This window comes from Leptospira dzoumogneensis, assembly GCF_004770895.1.
Lineage (GTDB): Bacteria > Spirochaetota > Leptospiria > Leptospirales > Leptospiraceae > Leptospira_B > Leptospira_B dzoumogneensis.
In genome coordinates, this window is sequence record NZ_RQHS01000018.1 from 1 (window position 1) to 19,141 (window position 19,141).

Consider the following 19,141-nt stretch of genomic DNA (forward strand, 5'->3'; position numbering starts at 1 on the left):
GATATAGGGATTATCCATCTTAAAGAACCCACTTGGTATTTTGCTATGTCGGATGGGATCGTTCCAGACGTTATGCAGCTCGTCAAAAACGGGATCGGTGGAAGTTACGAATTCGAATACACTGATTCCACCAAATTCGATAATACCGGTGGAGATGGTATTCCGGATTTGCCTGGAAGTTATAGAGTTTGTACAAAAATCACCGCAGATGATGGCTTTAGCAATCGGATCTTCAAAACTTATGAATATAGCAATGGGTATGCATTCTCCGCTTTTATAAATGGGAAAGTGGAAAAGGACTTTTTTGGGTTTGGGAATTTTACTCAGAAAGATCCGTATGGGGTAAAAACAACTCACTTATATAATAATGTTCCATATTCCGATTTCAGGATGAACAGAGCGTTGGGCGGAGCTGAAAAGGAATCTCATGTTATCGGCGCGGACAACCAGGATTATGGATCCAAAATCAATACATACGATATAAAAGTGGTCGATGCAGGAGGAGGACTTTCCAGCTATTTAGTTTTACCTGTAAAAACGGAAAAATTTCAGAAAGGAACCAAGACAATCTCGTCAGAAATCTCATTTCAATTTAGCGGTTACAATCTTACCAAACAAACCGGCTCGGAAACGGATTGGTTTGCAGATGGAGCTCATACAAGTACTACTCAAACTACGATTACCGATTTTGAAACCGTTTCTTCCACCAATCAACTTAGAGCAAAGAGGACAGTCTCTTTAGCTGGATCGGCGAATGAAACGACTGCAACCAATACATATGATTCTGTCGGGAACTTAATTAGGAAACAAACCAATTATACAGGTTCAGGACTTGCCGCTGTTTCTCCTAATATTACCGAATATACGTATGATCCTTTGGGAAACACTCTATCTGAAAAAAATGTAAGTGGGAATCCAGCAAGAGGAACGGAATATGTTTATGACAACGAACTCAAGATCTTCGTAACGGAAAAAACTAGCTTTGGAGGTTCTCTCCGATTCCGTACCCAATATCAGATCGATTATACTTCTGCTTTTGGTTCTCCTGTCCAAACCACAGATCCAAACGGAAACAAAACCTATTATGAATACGATTCCTATGGTAGATCAGTAATAACTAAAGTAGACACTGACGAAGGCAATAAGGTATTTGCGACCTATTCGTACAATTCTTCTTTTCCTTTAAGTGCAAAAAGTACATTGCCCTCAGGCGGCTGGGATCCCGATTTCGCTACAAGGTCTTATGTGGATGGGATGGGGCGATCTGTCTATACAGTCAAAACCGGCTCGGAAGGCAAAACAATTCGAACAGGTCGTATCGTTTATGATGGAGCAGGAAGAGTTTCCAGACAGGGGCAATCGGATTGGGCGGATTCCAGCGAGCTCGATCATTTCGCTCTGCATATGGAAGAAAAAAATCCTAGCATCTTTGAGTATGATGCTATCGGGCGACTCAGGTCTTCTACCTTGCCATTAGCCCAAGGAGAAACGAGTAATACCGTTCTCACAGTGACATACAATGATCCTTATGAAAAAATCGAGATCCACAGCTCTGGTACAAGAAAACGTACCGTTCAGAACGGCAGGAACCAATTACTATATGTAGAAGATTCGGGGGGAGATGGAATTGTTGCTCAGATAGGATTCTGTTACGATCTGGCTGGAAATCGAACCAAGAAGTCTGATCTGAATGATGGATCTTCTTTGAATTGTTCTGATATTTCTACGGGAATCAACCAAAAGGATACTTCCGGAAAGAACCAAACCTATTGGGCTTATGATGGATTTGGAAGAGTGAGGATTCAAAGCGATCCTGATTTCGGAGTAGAAAAGCGTGAATACAATGCTTTTGGCGAGATGACCAAGACTACCGATGCAATTGGTCGGATAACTACACTTATCTATGATTCGAGAGGGCGAATCATTACAAAGAGAATGCCGGAAGGGGAAATCTATTATACTTACGATTCCCGGTCCGGAAGCGAGAATGCTCTTGGTCAACTCGTTCTGGTAGAAGATCAAAATCAAACCAAAACTTTCAGTTATGATAAGTTAGGTAGGGTGAAAAAAGAAACGCGCTCCTTCAAAGAAATTCCGCTCAAAAATAGCGATCTGCCATATATTACGGAATATGCATACGACCTTCTTGGCAGAGTAACAAAAATTGATTATCCGGAACATCCTGTAAACCATTCCCGCCTTAGGGCCTGCTATTCCTACGGTAGCGCCGGATATATCACAGGGATTTCCGTGCAAGTGAATACAAACGGAATCTTACCGGGACTTTGTAATAAAAATATCGTAGAAAATATCACATACAATGAATTCGGTCAAACTTCTGCTTTCACACTAGGTAACGGAATCGAAACCCGATATTATTACGACGAGAAGTTGAGAATGATCCGATCCAACTCATCCGGAGTCGTGGACGGATATAGCGAGACACTACAAAACGCAGTCTATACTTTTAATAGTAAGAATAATATTACAAGTATTGAAAATACCGGCACCCGATACCAAACCAAGTATGATTTTGCTTATGACGGCCTGAGTCGACTCACGAATGCAGGCGGATTCTATACGGAACCCGGGGATGCGTATTCAAAAAAATACCAACAGAGTTTTTCCTATGCACAGAATGGAAACCTAACTGCCAAGAGGGTCCATAATCCTGCGGATGGGGCCATTACGGACGAAAGAGTTTACCAATACAATAATCACCAGGCTCGATATATCGATTCTTCTAAGTATGGAAGTGGCACTATTACTATGACCTACGATGCCTCCGGGAATATGATCACCCAGAGGGACCAAGTTTTAGATAAAACCAAACAAATGGAATATGATTCTGACAATCGTCTCATACGGGTAAGAGATGAGAATAATTATACTGTAGGTCGTTATTGGTATGATGATGGCGGTTTCCGGATCCATAAAAGCGCTTTAATTCCGAACGGAGCCGAATACAAACACCAGGAAATTCTGTATCCTAGTAAATTTTACGGCCTAGAATACATGGATGAAGAGAATGTTCTTCGATCCATCAATAATATTTATTTGAATGGTGTCCGGATCGCAGCTCTAAACGAAGAAGGAACTGCAGCTTATTATCTTACCGATCAGGTAGATTCGGTATCCCATGTATTAGACGATCAAGGGAAAACCCTTACTCGGATCCAGAACGATCCATATGGAGATAGTTTTGTCCAGAGAGGCAATCAGAATTTCTCTCCTAAATTTAACTCTCAGGAGCTGGACCAAGAGAGCGGTTTCTATTTTTATAATGCACGTTATTATGATGCGAGTATCGCGAGGTTCGTAACTGCGGATTCTATTATTGACGGGGAGGTTGATACTCAGGGCTGGAACCGTTATATGTATGTCCGAGGCAATCCGATCAATGCGAAGGATCCGACGGGGCATGAATCAGAAAGTCTAAAAGGGCAAAAGCCGACCGTTGACAAATCTGGAACGATTAATGTAATCGGTAGTAGTAGGGCTCCGACTAGAGGAGAAAAGGCTTGGGCTTTCACCAAGGGACTTTTTATCGGAGCGGTCGTCGGAGGGATACTCGGTTATGGAGCAACTGCATTAGTAGCTACCATATCAGTGGCTTGTCCCCCGCTGGGAATAGCGGTAGCATTTGGACTTTTTGCAACCGGTATGCTACTGGCGTATTCAGAGGGGAAAGCTCTGGTCCAAAATACGGATCAGAGTGGTCGACCCATGGGAGACCTTGAATGGTGGGAGCGAGCAGGAGGTTTAGTTGGTGGCGTTGGTGCTGGAACAGCGACGGCTAAATTTGCCTCAAGGTCTGCATCCGAAGTCGGCGGTAAAATTGGAAACGCAGCCAAGAATTTCTTCAAGAAGGCACCGAGCGAGCAGCCTGTAGGGGCTGGACCAGCAACTGGTCAAGCTGGAGAACCTTCCCAAAATGTTAGTCCTCCAGTTCCTGATTTCTATGGATCTGAAAAAGGAACAGCTATTCCAGGTAGTCAGAGAGTTATGGAAGCCGGATTTGAAAAAGCCGGAATAAAATCTACTCCTTCGAATAAAGGTGATGGTAAAATCTATAATGTCGATACTCCAAATGGTAAAGTGGAAGTTAGATCTATGCCAGGAGATAAAAATCATCCTCAAAGAACAGTAATATCTACTCCTGGTACAAATAGCCCTCGAACCATAGATGGAAAAACCCCTATGGGGACGAAGCGGGAGATAAAAAATGCGAATCATTTTCCACAAAATCCGTAAAGCAGAGACTTATGATCGACCGTAGTGGTATTTTAAAAGAGTGGTTGGCTAATATGACCATTGCCGCATTTGAGTATGCAGCCATGTTCAGAATCAGATTAGAAAGTAACGTGCGTATTCGTACGACACCGAATGTTTTATATTTGGAATTGAGATCACGAGCTTTCTTTGGGAGTTACACTGAGTGGACTAGCTTAGTCGAAAGTATGCCATATCCAGCTAGGAGAGGAGAGTTGGATTATCCAACTTTTGCATATCGCATCATGTTATGTATCGGGTCGGATATTATTAAAGTTGAAATTCTTGATGATGGTACTTTGGTATTACTTACTTCTGATAATGAAGAAATTACCATTTCAGGTATTGAGGATGTCTGGGAAGAAAGTTGGATATTAACTGAGTCAAGTGATTTACCAAATGCGAGTAAGAAGCAAATTATTTGCGATTCTCAAGGTGAAATTTCATTCTTTTTAGAATAATTTTTTTGGGAATTCGAAAAAGTAAATGGATCCCTTTTACGGATTCAAGTTTTATTTGAAGCTGTAAGCTTACGGATGTTGCTTCTGTGAAAAAACACTGACGGTTGGTGATTAAAATTAAAAGAGTCCTCAAGCCCCGGGTATTCGTCCGGACAGTCAAAAACCAAGATATTCGTCTCGGACAAAACCTGGAGAATACTATGATCCTGCAACTGGAAGAACGGGAACAAGGAAGGAGTTGGGCCATTTGGATTTAGACCCAGATTAATCAAAAATGAACGAAATTGAACAGTATGATTTTACAGACTGCTTATTAATTGATTTTGGAGTTGATAAGTTAATATCTTCAATTTATATATTAACGGAGGCGTATTATCCATTAACTCAAGAGGGTAAGCGAGAAAAAGGACTATTAAAGATAGTCTTTTCGTCAATAGGAGTAATTCAAATATTAAAAACAGAGGAATTTGAATTCGATATTAATCTTGCCTACGACCCTTCTGGTGATCACGTTAAGGCAAATGAAATTTATTCTATTAAGGTTTCCACTTTTAGAGACCAAATCTTTAACGGATCAGTCAACTCTGATATGCTTAAGATTGAATTACAATTTAAGAGTATGGAAATTAAGAAAATTGATTGGTAGTACCAGTTCTTTATATCACTTATCCTTCAGCGATGCGACCAGGTAATCGCGAACAGACTCACGTTGAGTTTCCGTCCTTGGATTAAATAAGTATGTATGGATTTCCAAGAACATTTCCGATTACATCGTTCCGAAATTTAATCTTAGAAAAACTGTCATTTTCTGTTAATCAAATTATTCTTATTTTTCAAAATGAGACGGTCATAACAATAGAGAGTTCAATTTCTATTAGAGATGCTCCTCCAATGTCCATCTATAATATTGACCCACAGACGGCATTTGAATTAATTAAATTAGTCGGTAATAATGTTGAAAGTAGTTTTTTAGAAGATGACGATAGGACTTTATCGCTGATATTTTCGAATAAAGAAAAGCTTAAAGTGCATGATGACAGCATAGAATATGAGTCGCTAAAGTTCAATATTGCTGGAGAAGAATTTATTATCTGAATGCAGAAAGAGATAAAAGATTTTAACCTTAGGAAGGATATGATCGAAGTTATCGATTGCATAAGCGACATCTAATTTGACTTTCAATTGTAAATAGTATTGCGGGTGCTGAACTTGGTAAAAATAAAATTGTTGGCTTAGACTATAAGCCGTTACCAAATGATAAGGCCGATATAATATCTAATGGTCACTAAGGTGAGAGAAGTAGAGCCTAAAGATTTATATTATCTATATTCTGATGCATTAAATAGATGCAGGATTGAATTGCTTTCTGCAGACGATGAGACAATTGAATATGAGATATTTGAAGAATTTGATATTGAGGCTGTCTCTTTTCTTCACCCCGAAGCATTAATGAAATTATTCCAAAGCGGATATATTTCGGAAGAAAAAATGAAGAAAAGTGAACAATTGCGAGAATTGGTAGATTCATTGCGTGAAAACGAGGAATGGTCACTGGAAAGCTTTCGACATTCAAAGAATTGGGTTGCGGTTTTGGAAATGGCGGAACAAATTAGGCGCCTTAAGTAAACTCAGCGCTTAAAAACTCTATATCAAACAATTACTATTCGCTTCTGCATTTATTTAAATGTCAGTATATCACCGATCTCGCGATGAGAGCTTAATGCTAGTGGGAAAATTCAGGAAAAAGAGATATTGATTGGACGGATCATGGAATTCCATCGAACCACTCCGACTCCCATTATTACGAGTATTTCGATAACCCCACAGAGGGAAGCGACAAAGAACTAAGATTAATTTCGAGTCCGACTGACGTATATAAACGTTATGCTGCTTCCAAGCTTGTTTTTCTTAGTGGGATAATTTTGAGAAAATCATTTTACATCATTCCGGAATACTTCAATTCTGCAAAATTAAATGAAAATCATACGTTTTATTAGCATCCTTTGCTTCGTTAGTGCTCAGTCTATATATGCCCAAACTAATAATCGAAGTTCTTTTTTCTTTGAATTGACTTACGGAGAAGGGCTCTCCTACCCGAATTCTAAACCTTATAAATATGATCCAAATGTCATGAATAAGGAAAATAGTTATAATAATCTGGATAATTCGATCGGAAACTATGTTTGGAATACCGGAACGGGTCCGGATAAAGCCGCGAGCCTTTATGCGTTTGATCATTCCCCGAAACAGAAAGTTACCGGTCAAAATTATTCGTTTCTTTTCGAGTATGTCTTTAAGAATGGAATTGGATTAGGTGCGAGCGTGAATAGTGCAGATTTCCAAGGTTCTAACCTGACGTTCTCCCGAGATTTAGTTATGCTTGGTGTTATTGCTCTGGATGATACTTACGGAAACGGAAATTTGACTCAAAACGAATTAAAAAATATTCAGATAAATTCTCCATACTATACATATCACCAGAATGATCTTTTGAAAATGAGGACATACGGTCTGAACGTTGCATATCATTTTTTGGAAAATTCTACTTTTGATCCATATATTCGCTTTGGATTGGCATATGGAAATGAAACAACTGGCAACGCTAAAGTAGTTCAGTCTACAGTTTCGGTCGGAACAAGATATATATTCGGCCAGAATTTTTATCTCCTGGTGGAACTTTCAGGAAATAATTACGACGGGTACTCGAAAGCGACTGGAAATTTTGGTCAATACTTTGGGGGAAAAGAGGCTTACGCTTGGACTTTGCAGGAATACAATGGCAAGGTCGGTATTGGGGTTAAATTATAATATTATAAATCAATTAATGATTCTATTTAGTAATATAAGCCGAAAGAAATTCGAGTGCTTATATCATATGATTTGGAAATAAAAATGAATTCCTGGAATCGGGCCTTACACGCAAAGTTTATGAAATTTATCACTATAACAATAGTAACTATTTTGATTTCCTGCAGATCAACAATTGGTATGGGTATCTTCGACCCCAAACCAAATCCTCCTTACGAGAATCAATCGATGAAAATATTAGAGATTGAAATTGAGGGCAATATTGAGAACAGACCGTTATTAATTGTAGATCTAACTTCTGATCCATTCAACAAAGTTGAAAAAGTACAGAGGATCGAGTATTACAAAGAAATGTATATCGAAAGTAAATCGATCCGTTTGGAGATTCCAGCTCAGGCCATTTATGGTAGGATACAGATCCTGAATGGTACCTGGTATCCTCTTATTTTCTATAATCAATCTGGATTAAGCATGCTATTAGGAGTTGAGAAAGGAATTCTTGGGTCGAGATATCAAACCGGTTATGAAAAACGAGGATCCTGTTCAAATGAATATCGGAACGTTTACAAGTGTCCTGCGCTTTGGGAAAATGGAGGAGTCAGTAAGGCGATAAAAATAAATATCTCGGAAGAAAGAAAAATAAATAAACTTCTTACTTTCGTTATCTATGTGGATACAGCGATAGTTTATTTTTGGACGGGAGTCCCCATTCCTCTTTTCGGTTTTTTGGGGACAGAAAATGAAGTTAAAGTGACTGTAGAATAATTTAGTATTATAGAGGCTCATTCTTTGCGAGTCTGGAATTTTCTATAGGTGAAAATTCCTACAATTTCAAACCCTGATCCCATAAGATTAGGGAAGCTACGATCAGCGCAAAATAGCCAAAACCGCTTTTCAAAGATCTTTCACTCATTTTGTGTGAAAGTTTCTGCCCTAAAAACATTCCAGCAATTCCAAATCCGCAAATGGTTAGAAGTAACGGACAATTTTCAGTTTGCACTGATCTAAAACTGATCCCGAAACCGAAAAGAGAATTTGCTGAAATAATAATAAGTGATGTTCCTACCGCCTTTCTGATCGGAAAATTAAGTAAAATTATAAGGGCAGGAATGATGAGAAATCCTCCTCCTGCTCCTAGGAAACCGGTGATCATTCCGACCATCAATCCTTTGGTACAAATCAATAGTAAGTTCGCAGATCGTGTATTCGGTTCGGTTGTTTCTATAGTAAGAGAGTTACTCGAGTGGATCATTGCCCAAGAACTATATAGCATAATGATCGAAAATAGGATCATTATAAATAGAGGTTTTGTTAATATGATCCCAAAATTAGAAATTAATATATTTGGAATGGAAGGAAGAAGTAAGTTTCTCGCAATATAAATCCCTAAAAAACTCGGTACTGCGAAATACATTCCTATTCTTATATTTGTATTTCCCTTTTTGACTTGGATGATTGCTCCGGTTAAAGCCGATATACCTACTATAAAGAGTGAGTTTGTAGTGGCGAAAATCGCATCTTGTCCGAAAAAATAGAAAAGTATGGGAACTGTGAGGATAGAGCCTCCTGCGCCGATCATTCCGAGCATAGTTCCCATGATAAAGGATGATATATATCCTAAGATTAGCATTCGATTATTCTAATTTACTTTTCAAATTCGTTTTCCGATCCAAGAACGAAAATAATAACATTCCTGAAATGATACTTATAAAAACGATAAGCGGTCTTGTTTCAAAACTTGCAAGAGTGGTGACTGAAACGGTAGGACAATAGCCTCCCAGTCCCCAGCCAATCCCAAAAATCAAACTTCCGATGATCAATGCGGGAGTGATCTCTTGTCTAGTTGGAATAAACCAATCCTTAGAGAACATTGGGGTTTTTCTTTTTCGTATCAATTTATAGGTGATAAAATGAACTCCAACTGCCCCGGCCATTGTAAAAAGAAGAGTAGGGTTCCATTTTCCGAATATATCTAAAAATCCTATTATGTTTGCAGGTTGTAAAATTCCCGACAGGCCTAGGCCGATCGCGAATAATAAACCTACGATCAAGGCTCCGATATTATACTTCATATATATAGCCCTGTTTTTCTGAGTAATACTACTGCTGCCATTCCAGCGGCCATGAATACGATTGTTGCAACTATAGATCTTGGAGATACTCTACTTACTCCACAAACTCCATGCCCACTTGTGCAGCCTCCTCCTAACATTGCGCCGAATCCGACTAGTATCCCTGCAATTGCTCCTATCCATGAGTTTGTTTGTAGTTCCGCCGCCAAAAGTTCCGGTGCTGTGACTTTTAAAGAAAGACCACCTATAAGTAGTCCTGCTATAAAATACCATCTCCAAGCTAGATCTCCTTTGGTAGGAACGAGAACTCCATATACAATACTGCTGACTCCTGTGACTCTTCCGTTCCATAAAAGCATTAAGGAAACGGCGATACCGATCACCACTCCGCCTGCGTAACCCATTGCCCATTCTATTCCCATTTTTTCTTCTCCTTAGGTGGTAACTTTTTATTCCAATTCAGTATTTTTGCCGCATCTAGTATTTGCGGGTAATGCTAAGTGCATTTTTGTAGGAGTTGCGAATTGTAATTCTTCCATGATCTTTTTGAATTCTTCCTTTGAACGATTTACTCCTATTCTTGGATTAAATTTTTTTTCTAATCCGATCGTTGTGCTAGTTAAACCGTGATAATCATGTGCCGGATAAACTTTAGTTTCGTCCGGAAGGTAGAACAACTTTTGAGTGATGCTGTCATACAACTTAGAAGCGGAGCCTTCTTGGAAATCCGTTCTGCCCGTTCCTCGGATCAAAAGTGAATCTCCTGTAAATACCATTCCCTCGAATAGAAAGCTCATACATGCGCTAGTATGTCCCGGAGTGGTGATCGCTTTTATATTTTTGTTCCCAAGCGGTAGAATGCGCCCGTCTTCTAATAGAATATCCACACAATCGATTTCTGTAAGTGCACTTGCGGCCGTTTGGGCCATAGTGTTTTTTCGGATCTCGGATGCTCCAGTGATATGATCTGCGTGGATATGAGTTTCTAAAATATACATTAAATAAAGACCTAATTCTCGGATCAGTTTTAGATCTCTATCCACGGTTTCCCGAACTGGATCTATAATTGCCGCTTCCTTGGTTTCCATATCGGCGATCAAGTAAGTGTAAGTAGAAGATTGGGATTCGAATAACTGGTAAAAAAGAATATCTTTCATTTTTATATTTTACCCTTTGTAACGTGCATATACATCAATATAGTACATTTCCATTTTTGGTTCTTGTATAATCCTGCATACGATTGGAAAAAATTTTCAGAGGTAATCGGATTTTTAGGGATTTTGCAGGATTATACAAACATCGGAACTTTTTCCATCAGTCGATTAAGTGAATGAGAGTTGAGATATGAGAACAAAAGAACGAGACAAACTTCACAAAGATGGGCTTATCAATTTTTCGATGGCGTTTACTGCAGCTGGATTTTTATGGAGCCTTTTATATTTTATATTAGGTTTTCCCCAATCGGCACTGATCCCCGGAGGTTATGCTGTTTTAAGTTTATTAAGCCTGTTTTTTGTTTTTCTTTCAGGTAAGTATTTGGCTTTTAGATTTCTGCAATTTCTTTTTATCCTAATACTTCCTGTACTTTTGCAATTAAGCTTAGGAGGTTTTGAAAATTCAGGAGCGGTGATTATTTGGGCCGTACTTTGTCCGCTTGGAGCGCTTTCTTTCGCTCCTATCCGTCAAGGTTTGGTCTGGTTCGGATTATTTCTGATCGTTTTGGTTTTAACGGGACTCGCAGAATTTTATCTACATCTACCTGTACCGAAGGTGGAGCGAAATATGCAAATATTGTTCTTTGTGATCAATATTATAGGAGCAGGAACACTTACTTTTTTCAGCTTATATTATTTTATTTCCAAGAACAAACAAGAGCATGATAGAGCTGAAAATTTACTCCTGAATATTCTTCCGGAACCTATAGCGGAAAGATTAAAACGAAATCCGTCTACCATTGCAGATGGATACAAAATGGTCTCTATTCTATTTGCGGATATTGAGAATTTCACGGTGATCTCCCAAAAGGTATCTCCCGAAACTTTGGTACATTTTCTGAATGATGTGTTTTCCCATTTTGATCTTCTGGCTGAAAAATACGGAATGGAAAAGATCAAAACGATCGGAGATGCATATATGGCAGTTTCAGGTATCCCGATTTGGAATCGTGATCACGCTGAAAATGCAATGAAAATGGCTATAGAAATGCAAAAGTTTGTTAAGACTTTACAGGATCCTTCCGGAAAACCTCTGAGGATGAGGATTGGTATCCATTCCGGACCTGCCGTTGCAGGTGTGATCGGTAAGAAAAAATTCGCATACGATCTTTGGGGTGATGCAGTGAATACTGCTAGTAGATTAGAATCTCATGGTGTGCCGGGCAGGATCCAGATCTCTGAAACAACTTACGATCTACTTGAAGATACTTCTCAGATAGAAATTCGAAGATTAATAGATGTGAAAGGTAAGGGAGAAATGAGGACCTATCTTAGTTACGAATAGAAGAATAGCCTAATATTTTTATTAGGTATAGAATTGTTAAGCTTCTGCGTAACTTGCTGGTACTTCTATAAATGATTTTAGATGTCTTGTGCTTCTGAATATTTCCGAAGGAGGCAATCCGAATGTGGCTCTAAAGGTCCGAGTAAAATGAGCAGAGTCGAAAAATCCTGCACGATGTGCAGAATCCGTATGGCTCATTCCGTGCAGAAGTGAATATACCGTTAACTTAAGTCTGAACCAAGTGCGAAAAGAATGAAATGGGATGCCGATCTCCTTCTTAAACTGATGCTCTAAATTGGAAACGGACATACCTGCAAATTCCGCCAGATCTTTTGCTGAATGATCTTCATGAGGCATCGTGGTGATCAATTCCACTATTTTTTGGATACGTGGATCTATCATTCTAATATTACTCTCTACGATCGGCGGGATCTGATTCAATAATTCGAATATTGTCGCCTCCGAGTCTGGATCGGTAGACAGGACTTGGTTGATCTTGGAGAATAATTGTTCTTCTTCTCTTAAAGAAATAAAAATACCATATGTTTCACTTTCTAAATTGGATGCTCTTAAGGATTCATAATTGGGACTGCTTAAATCCATAAAGAGCAATACGCAATACTTTCCTGAAAATCGAATGGAATGATCCACCATAGGCGGGATGAGTGCGGAACGAAAACTGATCCAATCGGAATCATTTAAAGAAACTTGGAATTCTCCATCTAAACTAATACAAACTGTTGCAGCGGCTCTTCGACGCAGGGTTAGGTCGGGAAGATGTCCTGCAAACAGGCAGCGACTTCCCCAAATACAAATCCTTTCCTGTCGATCGAGTGGCTGAGAATTAATTTCCATAAGTTGCAGAATTATACAAGGAGCTTTCATCATCTGCAAATATAATCATCCTGTCACTGAGAATTTATTCTGCCTGATATCGGGTAGAAGGTCGGAAAGAACATACTACTTTATAATAGGATTTACACTTACATGATAAACCAGGCTTTAGGATCCAGAACGGAAAATCCGAACAAAATATTATGGGAGAAGGGTGATTTTACTGAGATAGCTTCTTTGATGCGCCAATCTGGAGAAGAGCTCGTAACTCATCTTGGAATAATGTCAGCGTTGAAAATTTTGGATTTAGGATCAGGAGATGGAACTACTGCGATCCCACTTGCGAGAACCGGAGCAGAAGTGCTTGGGATAGATATTGCTAAAAATTTAGTAGAAGCCGGCAACAGAAGAGCAAAAGAAGAAGGTCTTTCCAATTTAAAATTTAAAGAAGGAGATGCATGTAATTTAGAAGGAGTCCCGGATCATTCTTTCGATCTAACTCTTTCCATATTTGGCGCTATGTTTGCTCCCAATCCGTTTGATGTTGCAAGTGAAATGGTCAGAGTTACAAAACCTGGCGGTCGTATTGTGATGGGGAATTGGATCCCAAACGATCCTAGTTCATTTGTTTCTCAGTTATTAAAGATAAGTGCTTCCTTCTCACCTCCACCCCCGGAAGGTTTTGTAAGTCCTATGACTTGGGGAATGAAAGCATATATTATGGATTATTTCGCTAAGGCAGGAGTAAAAGCGGAGAAAATTTCCTTATTGAAAGACACATATAATTTTATTTCTCCGAATAAAACTCCTGAAGATTTGATAGAGCTGCTCGGAAAATTTTACGGTCCAACAATGAATGCTTTCGAAGCGGCCTCAAAGAATGGAAAACTAGAGGAACTAAGTGCACAACTGATAGAACTCGCAAATTCGCAGAATCGAAGTGCAAATATTGGGATTTCGATTCCTGCTACTTTTTTAAGAGTGATTGTGGACCTATAACCAGAAAACCTATATCGGTTCTTCTATCTTTCTCTTTTATAAAAGATGTATTTCGCAAATTCTGCGGAACCGATATAGAATACTACTATTCCAAGTAAGTAGCCATAGAACAATAATGGCAAACGGCCGAAGCCGAATGTTTCCGCTAATGGAAGATAGGGGATTGAAAATACGAAACCGATACAGAGTAAGGTAGCACTTAAGAGTAATTTTCCAGGTTTGCTTCTGTAAAATACGTTTTTAGTTCGGATCACTAATACGATCAGACTTGCGGAAACCACTGATTCTATAAACCATCCGGTTTGGAATTGGGTTTCGTTCGCCCCTAATCCGAATAGTAGTAAGCCGAATGTAGCGTAATCGAAAAGTGAACTTAAGAAACCGAACACCAGCATAAATCTTCCGATAAATTTGATATCCCATTTACGCGGACGGATGATCCAATCTTTATCCACTTCGTCGGATGCGATTGTCATTTCGGGTAGATCGGTCAGCAAATTCGTCAATAAGATCTGTTTTGGCAATAGTGGGAGATAACTTAAGAATGCCGAGGCTCCCGCCACGCTGAACATATTTCCGAAGTTTGCGCTTGTTGCCATAAACACGTATTTCAAGGTATTAGCAAACGTTATACGTCCTTCTTTAACTCCATCCAACAAAACTGCTAAATCTTTTTCTAATAATACGATATCCGCTGCTTCTTTAGCGACATCCACAGCAGAGTCCACGGATATTCCCACATCTGCGGAGTGGAGTGCGGAAGCGTCATTGATCCCGTCTCCAATATATCCTACCACATGGCCTGCTTTTTTGAGAGCTAATATGATCCTTTGTTTTTGATTCGGTTCTATCTCAGCAAATACATCCGTTTCTTCCGCCTTTACCCTTAACGCTTCTTCTCCGATACTTTGTAGTTCTTGGCCGGTAAGTACAGTTGCACTGGAAATTCCGACAGACTTTGCGACCTGCTGCGCGATCCATCTATTATCTCCTGTGATCATTTTTAGACGAATACCCAAGTCTCCTAGGTTACGGACAGTGTCCTGGATTCCTACTTTTGCGGAATCTGAAAAAGCTACGAATCCTATAAAGATCATTGAAGATTCGATCTCGTAATCGAGCGGATCATTCTCTCCAATCTCCTTAATGGAGATCCCGATCATACGATACCCTTGCTGGCTGAATGTTTCATACACTTGTTGGATGGACTCGATTGCTTCTGAAATGGGTTGGATACATCCTTCCGAATCCAAATACCGATCACAAATTTCTAATAATGGAGTGCATGCTCCCTTACAGATTGCAGTGCGTTTCCCATCTATTTTTACGACTACAGTGATCCTTTTTCTATGAAAATCATAAGAGAGTTCCCCCGATTTGGAAATTGTATCAGGTGAGATCGGCCATGCCTTACTAATTGCTAGATCCATCGGGTTTTGGAAACCGCTCTGCAGGTTAGAGTTAATGGATGCAAATTTTAATACGTTTTGATTTTGATTTCCATTCGGATCAACACTTGTATGAACTTGGATGACTCCTTCCGTTAATGTTCCTGTTTTGTCAGAACATAATACGTCCATACTACCGAAGTTTTCGATTGAGTTCAGACGTTTTACGATCACCTTTTTTTGGCTCATTTGTTTGGCGCCCTTGGCCAAATTTATATTGATGATTGCGGGTAATAATTGAGGTGTGAGTCCAACAGCAATCGCTAATGCAAATAAAAAGGAATCTAAGATCGGTTTTTCTAATAATATATTGATACCTAAGATTACCAATACTAAGCCTAAGGTGATTTCAAGAAGAAGGTTACCGAATTTGCGGATCCCTTTTTCGAAATCAGTTTCCGGCTTTCTTTCGTTCAATCGTTTATAGATCTCTCCGAATTGAGTATGTTTCCCTGTTGCATAGATGAGAGCTAAACCGGAACCGCTGACTACATGAGAACCCATGTACAATAAATTCGATCGTTTTGATAATGCGGTTTCTTCGGGTAATAGGCCGGGGGTTTTTTCTACCGGAAATGTTTCTCCCGTGAAAGCAGCTTCATCCAAAAACAAACGATCTGAATCTATAAGATAAGCGTCTGCAGGTATTATATCTCCTACTCTTAATCGGATCAGGTCCCCTGGAACTAAGGATTGTGAATCCAGTTCGGCTTCTACATTATCCCGGATCGTAGATGCGTTTAATCGAACCATGGACAATAAGGAATGGAGTGAATCGCTTGCACTTTTTTCCTGCCAGTAACCCAGGATACTACTCAATAAAACGATACACTGGATGATGATCCCATCTGTAGGATCGCTTAGGAACCAGGACAATGCGGACGCAAAAAGTAAAATGATCGTGATCGGGTTTGCAAATTGCCTTAGGAATAATACGATCCCGCCAACCTTTTGGCTGGAACCGAAACTATTTTTCCCATAAGTCCCTAATCGTTTTTTGGCTTCGGATTCGGTGAGACCATTTGGCCCGGAACCGATTTCAGAAAAAATTTTCTCAGAGGTATAAGTCCAGTAATTGGCGGGGGAGGTCTTCCGGGATTCCATTCTCTTAGGTTGAGATCCCTGGATTCTTAGAAAAGTATTAATTCATTCGTGAAATCTCCTCCGCCGTATCGATCTAGCGGAGGAGAGTTGATATTTATTACCTATTTTGAATGGTAACGTTCTCAGTCTTCACATAAGAAGTGTCAAACCACCATGCGCGGACTTCCATAGGGCGATCCGCTTTGTCAGGTGCGATATTAAAATCTAATGAGAAGTTAGTGTATTGGCCTGGCCCTGCAAACTCGTTTCTGTAAACGTCTCTTCTCGCCAATACATCCTGGCCGTCATAAACGTCTATAGTCACGATCTTATCGTTATTCGCGTTAGTAACATCTACTAACATACGGAATACGGCACGTTTGTTACCGGTTCCCCAGCGGCCTCTGTCATAAGGACCATAGATAATATGGTCCGCCCAATGATCAGCTGTGGTTACAACCCAAGCATCACCTTCTGCGAAACCGGTGCGATGAGAAAGATTTTTTGCCTTATACACTAAAGGTAATTCTCCGCTCAATGGAGAAGAACAACAAAGTAGTGCAGCTCCTCCTCCGTCTCTTTGAGCAACCCCGGCTACGTATTCAGTATCAGCACATTGGCCTTTGTAGGAACCTGGAGCCCAGTCTCCGCCTCTTTGAGAGGAACGGCTGTCTCCTCTATCGAACCAGATCGTGCGGCAAGAGTTAGCAAGAGGGACCTTACTATGAGCACAAAGGATACCGCTTGTTCCCCAGGAGTGTTTAGTCGCTCCTGCAACATAGTAGTCATTCGGACATTCGTACTTTGTAAATCCGCCTGCCCAATCTCCTGTGCCATGGTAACGAGTACCAGTCTCATACACTGCCTGCACATTAATCGCACGGTCAGCATGCCAAAGTTTTCCGTATTTTGTATCACTACAAAGAGCTCTTTGGTCTCGGCTTAAACCTAATAGACGTTCTCCGTCAGGACAGGTCCCTTTGTTTGCGCCAGATAACCAATCGTTATCGATCGTACTTACGTTATCATCTACGCCGTTAAAACCGATCTTGGTCAAATGATCCACATAGGCAACGGACCCGGTTTTACCATTGGAAGCAAGAAGGCGATCCATATGTTCATCACGCCAATTCCCTCTTTTGGTTTGGGACCAATCGGAAGTTACAAGTCCCCATTCGTCTTCACCGTTCAGAGGCCAGAATGCGAAATCAAGATCCTTCTCGATCAAATAATCCACGAGTCTTTTCAGCCATTCTCTATCCGCAGGATTTGTTTCTCCCGGAGAAGCTCCGAATTCACTTACCCAAACAGGAGCAGTAGTGACCGCGTCCGGATCGGTTACATATCCCCATTCGTCCGTGATAGTGTTTCGGAATGTATTTAGATCCATATCCTTGTATTTGATATTTCCGCCGGATGTTGCATCGTCACCGTTATGTTTAGGTCCGATAAATCCGTAGTTATGAGCGGCATAAACCAATTTGTTTACATTACGAATATGGACTTGAAGATCTCTAACAGGTTTTAGGTGAGGGCGTTCTCCTGAACCTAAGATCGGGATCGCTCCCCACCAGTTGATACCTTCTACAACGATGACCATATCAGGGTTAGCACGTAAGATATCGTTGCCCGCTTCACCGGCAGCCTTACGCCAATCGTCCGTATTATTCCAGCCCCAGTTAGGACTATTAGGAAGATGAGTATCGTTAAAACGTTGTGTGCGCACTTCGTTCCTAAGATCCGCAGCGGCAACTAACTTGTTGTTCTTATAACGATTTACTAAGAATACCCAATCCGCTTTCCACATTTCAGGAGTTTGGTTATAAGCGAAGGAAGATCCTGTATGGTACCATTGACCGTTATAGTCGAATCCGCAGCACCATTCTGAAAAAGTAGTATGGTTATTTAAGACCACTACGATCCCGGCTGCAGTCAGAGCGGCAACAGTTTCATCATAGATCTGTAATGCTGTCTTGCCGAAAAATTGCGGGTTAGCAGCCACATAATCGTTCGGAACGATATTCGTATCATGGAGCATTATATTGGAAAAAGGCAAACGAACCGAGTTGAAGCCCCATTCCTGGATCAAAGAAATAATATGAGAGATAGGTTGTTTGTCCAAGCCTCCCACTACCTGACGAGTATCACTCGCTCCGTACCAGTTCACCGCTTTCAATTTGAAACGGTTATTATTCGAATCCACGATATATCTACCGTTTGTGCTAAGAGGAACGACCGGAGGAGTGGTCGCTACTGCCAAAGACATCACGGAGCGGTATGCGGACTTAGCCGATTTTGGAAGTGAGAAAGGTAAATACGCTTGGTCCGTTTCGGGGGAGCAGCTTGCTAATATAGTAAAGACCACCGAAACAGAACAAAAAATTTTCATTTTCCTTCTGTTAAACATTTTAAATTCTCTCCATTGAATTCCCAAGTCAATCACGGATTTATCTGTATATGTGGGGATATTAAACAGGACATACTTATATACCGTTTATTTTTTTCCAAGATTCTATTCTATATTGAATGTTTTTTCTTTTTAAAGCGTTCGTTATGATAAAAACATTGAACGAACAGTCCATATATTTAAAGTCTATTTATTACGATCTGCTTGTTGTATTATAAATTCTTAATGTATATGGAGTGATATCTTGGATGGTTTTAT

At 40.1% G+C, this 19,141-nt stretch carries 15 protein-coding genes and 1 pseudogene; 9 read left to right on the plus strand and 7 right to left on the minus strand.

Translation table 11 applies throughout. The annotated features are described in order from the left end of the window. The 7 genes and pseudogenes from EHR06_RS10990 to EHR06_RS11020 form a co-directional block, all read left to right on the plus strand. Positions 1-3,429, plus strand: a pseudogene (locus EHR06_RS10990) (RHS repeat domain-containing protein); the annotation flags it as partial. 836 nt (positions 3,430-4,265) lie between these two features. Next, a complete protein-coding gene (locus EHR06_RS10995; RefSeq protein ID WP_135757039.1) occupies positions 4,266-4,733 on the plus strand; it encodes a hypothetical protein in 468 nt (155 codons plus the stop codon). 274 nt (positions 4,734-5,007) lie between these two features. Next, the gene (locus EHR06_RS11000) at positions 5,008-5,379 is read left to right on the plus strand and encodes a hypothetical protein (protein WP_135757040.1); all 372 of its coding nucleotides are present in this window, start codon (positions 5,008-5,010) and stop codon (positions 5,377-5,379) included. A 92-nt stretch (positions 5,380-5,471) separates the two neighbouring features. Further along, entirely contained in the window at positions 5,472-5,828 is a 357-nt protein-coding gene (locus EHR06_RS11005) for a hypothetical protein (RefSeq protein ID WP_135757041.1), read from the plus strand. Positions 5,829-6,011: 183 nt separating this feature from the next. Then, a complete protein-coding gene (locus tag EHR06_RS11010) occupies positions 6,012-6,359 on the plus strand; it encodes a hypothetical protein (protein ID WP_135757042.1) in 348 nt (115 codons plus the stop codon). Between the two features lie 348 nt (positions 6,360-6,707). Beyond that, entirely contained in the window at positions 6,708-7,541 is an 834-nt protein-coding gene (locus EHR06_RS19230) for a hypothetical protein (protein ID WP_135757043.1), read from the plus strand. 120 nt (positions 7,542-7,661) lie between these two features. Further along, a complete protein-coding gene (locus EHR06_RS11020; protein ID WP_135757044.1) occupies positions 7,662-8,306 on the plus strand; it encodes a hypothetical protein in 645 nt (214 codons plus the stop codon). Positions 8,307-8,364: 58 nt separating this feature from the next. Here EHR06_RS11020 and EHR06_RS11025 read toward each other — a convergent pair whose 3' ends face one another. Genes EHR06_RS11025 through EHR06_RS11040 form a run of 4 tightly spaced genes read right to left on the minus strand, consistent with a single transcriptional unit; the run spans position 8,365 to position 10,770 of the window. After that, entirely contained in the window at positions 8,365-9,171 is an 807-nt protein-coding gene (locus EHR06_RS11025; protein ID WP_135757045.1) for a sulfite exporter TauE/SafE family protein, read from the minus strand. A 4-nt stretch (positions 9,172-9,175) separates the two neighbouring features. Further along, entirely contained in the window at positions 9,176-9,613 is a 438-nt protein-coding gene (locus EHR06_RS11030) for a DUF6691 family protein (protein ID WP_135757046.1), read from the minus strand. Beyond that, positions 9,610-10,035, minus strand: a complete 426-nt coding sequence (locus tag EHR06_RS11035; protein WP_135757047.1) for a YeeE/YedE family protein — start codon at positions 10,033-10,035, stop codon at positions 9,610-9,612. Before EHR06_RS11035 ends, EHR06_RS11030 begins: the two co-directional genes overlap by 4 nt. Before the next feature lie 27 nt (positions 10,036-10,062). Continuing rightward, positions 10,063-10,770, minus strand: coding sequence for an MBL fold metallo-hydrolase (locus EHR06_RS11040; protein ID WP_135757048.1), 708 nt, complete (start codon positions 10,768-10,770; stop codon positions 10,063-10,065). Between the two features lie 187 nt (positions 10,771-10,957). On the opposite strand from EHR06_RS11040, the gene EHR06_RS11045 reads away from it, so the two are divergent. Beyond that, entirely contained in the window at positions 10,958-12,112 is a 1,155-nt protein-coding gene (locus EHR06_RS11045) for an adenylate/guanylate cyclase domain-containing protein (RefSeq protein ID WP_135757049.1), read from the plus strand. Positions 12,113-12,148: 36 nt separating this feature from the next. On the opposite strand, the gene EHR06_RS11050 is transcribed toward EHR06_RS11045, so the two are convergent. Beyond that, entirely contained in the window at positions 12,149-13,000 is an 852-nt protein-coding gene (locus tag EHR06_RS11050; protein ID WP_135757050.1) for a helix-turn-helix domain-containing protein, read from the minus strand. 99 nt (positions 13,001-13,099) lie between these two features. On the opposite strand from EHR06_RS11050, the gene EHR06_RS11055 reads away from it, so the two are divergent. Next, positions 13,100-13,945, plus strand: coding sequence for a class I SAM-dependent methyltransferase (locus EHR06_RS11055; RefSeq protein ID WP_135757051.1), 846 nt, complete (start codon positions 13,100-13,102; stop codon positions 13,943-13,945). A gap of 23 nt (positions 13,946-13,968) precedes the next feature. On the opposite strand, the gene mgtA is transcribed toward EHR06_RS11055, so the two are convergent. Next, positions 13,969-16,497, minus strand: coding sequence for a magnesium-translocating P-type ATPase (gene mgtA / locus EHR06_RS11060; protein WP_135757052.1), 2,529 nt, complete (start codon positions 16,495-16,497; stop codon positions 13,969-13,971). A gap of 97 nt (positions 16,498-16,594) precedes the next feature. Then, positions 16,595-18,883, minus strand: coding sequence for a glycoside hydrolase family 5 protein (locus EHR06_RS11065; protein ID WP_135757053.1), 2,289 nt, complete (start codon positions 18,881-18,883; stop codon positions 16,595-16,597). Between the last annotated feature and the right edge of the window lie 258 nt (positions 18,884-19,141).

Coding starts and splice junctions, on each gene's coding strand:
- EHR06_RS11065 (WP_135757053.1), bottom strand. CDS start 18,883: ATGTTTAACAGAAGGAAAATGAAAATTTTTTGTTCTGTTTCGGTGGTC.
- EHR06_RS11000 (WP_135757040.1), top strand. CDS start 5,008: ATGAACGAAATTGAACAGTATGATTTTACAGACTGCTTATTAATTGAT.
- EHR06_RS11030 (WP_135757046.1), bottom strand. CDS start 9,613: ATGAAGTATAATATCGGAGCCTTGATCGTAGGTTTATTATTCGCGATC.
- EHR06_RS11050 (WP_135757050.1), bottom strand. CDS start 13,000: ATGATGAAAGCTCCTTGTATAATTCTGCAACTTATGGAAATTAATTCT.
- EHR06_RS11035 (WP_135757047.1), bottom strand. CDS start 10,035: ATGGGAATAGAATGGGCAATGGGTTACGCAGGCGGAGTGGTGATCGGT.
- EHR06_RS19230 (WP_135757043.1), top strand. CDS start 6,708: ATGAAAATCATACGTTTTATTAGCATCCTTTGCTTCGTTAGTGCTCAG.
- EHR06_RS11055 (WP_135757051.1), top strand. CDS start 13,100: ATGATAAACCAGGCTTTAGGATCCAGAACGGAAAATCCGAACAAAATA.
- EHR06_RS11025 (WP_135757045.1), bottom strand. CDS start 9,171: ATGCTAATCTTAGGATATATATCATCCTTTATCATGGGAACTATGCTC.
- EHR06_RS11005 (WP_135757041.1), top strand. CDS start 5,472: ATGTATGGATTTCCAAGAACATTTCCGATTACATCGTTCCGAAATTTA.
- mgtA (WP_135757052.1), bottom strand. CDS start 16,497: ATGGAATCCCGGAAGACCTCCCCCGCCAATTACTGGACTTATACCTCT.
- EHR06_RS11020 (WP_135757044.1), top strand. CDS start 7,662: ATGAAATTTATCACTATAACAATAGTAACTATTTTGATTTCCTGCAGA.
- EHR06_RS10995 (WP_135757039.1), top strand. CDS start 4,266: ATGATCGACCGTAGTGGTATTTTAAAAGAGTGGTTGGCTAATATGACC.
- EHR06_RS11010 (WP_135757042.1), top strand. CDS start 6,012: ATGGTCACTAAGGTGAGAGAAGTAGAGCCTAAAGATTTATATTATCTA.
- EHR06_RS11045 (WP_135757049.1), top strand. CDS start 10,958: ATGAGAACAAAAGAACGAGACAAACTTCACAAAGATGGGCTTATCAAT.
- EHR06_RS11040 (WP_135757048.1), bottom strand. CDS start 10,770: ATGAAAGATATTCTTTTTTACCAGTTATTCGAATCCCAATCTTCTACT.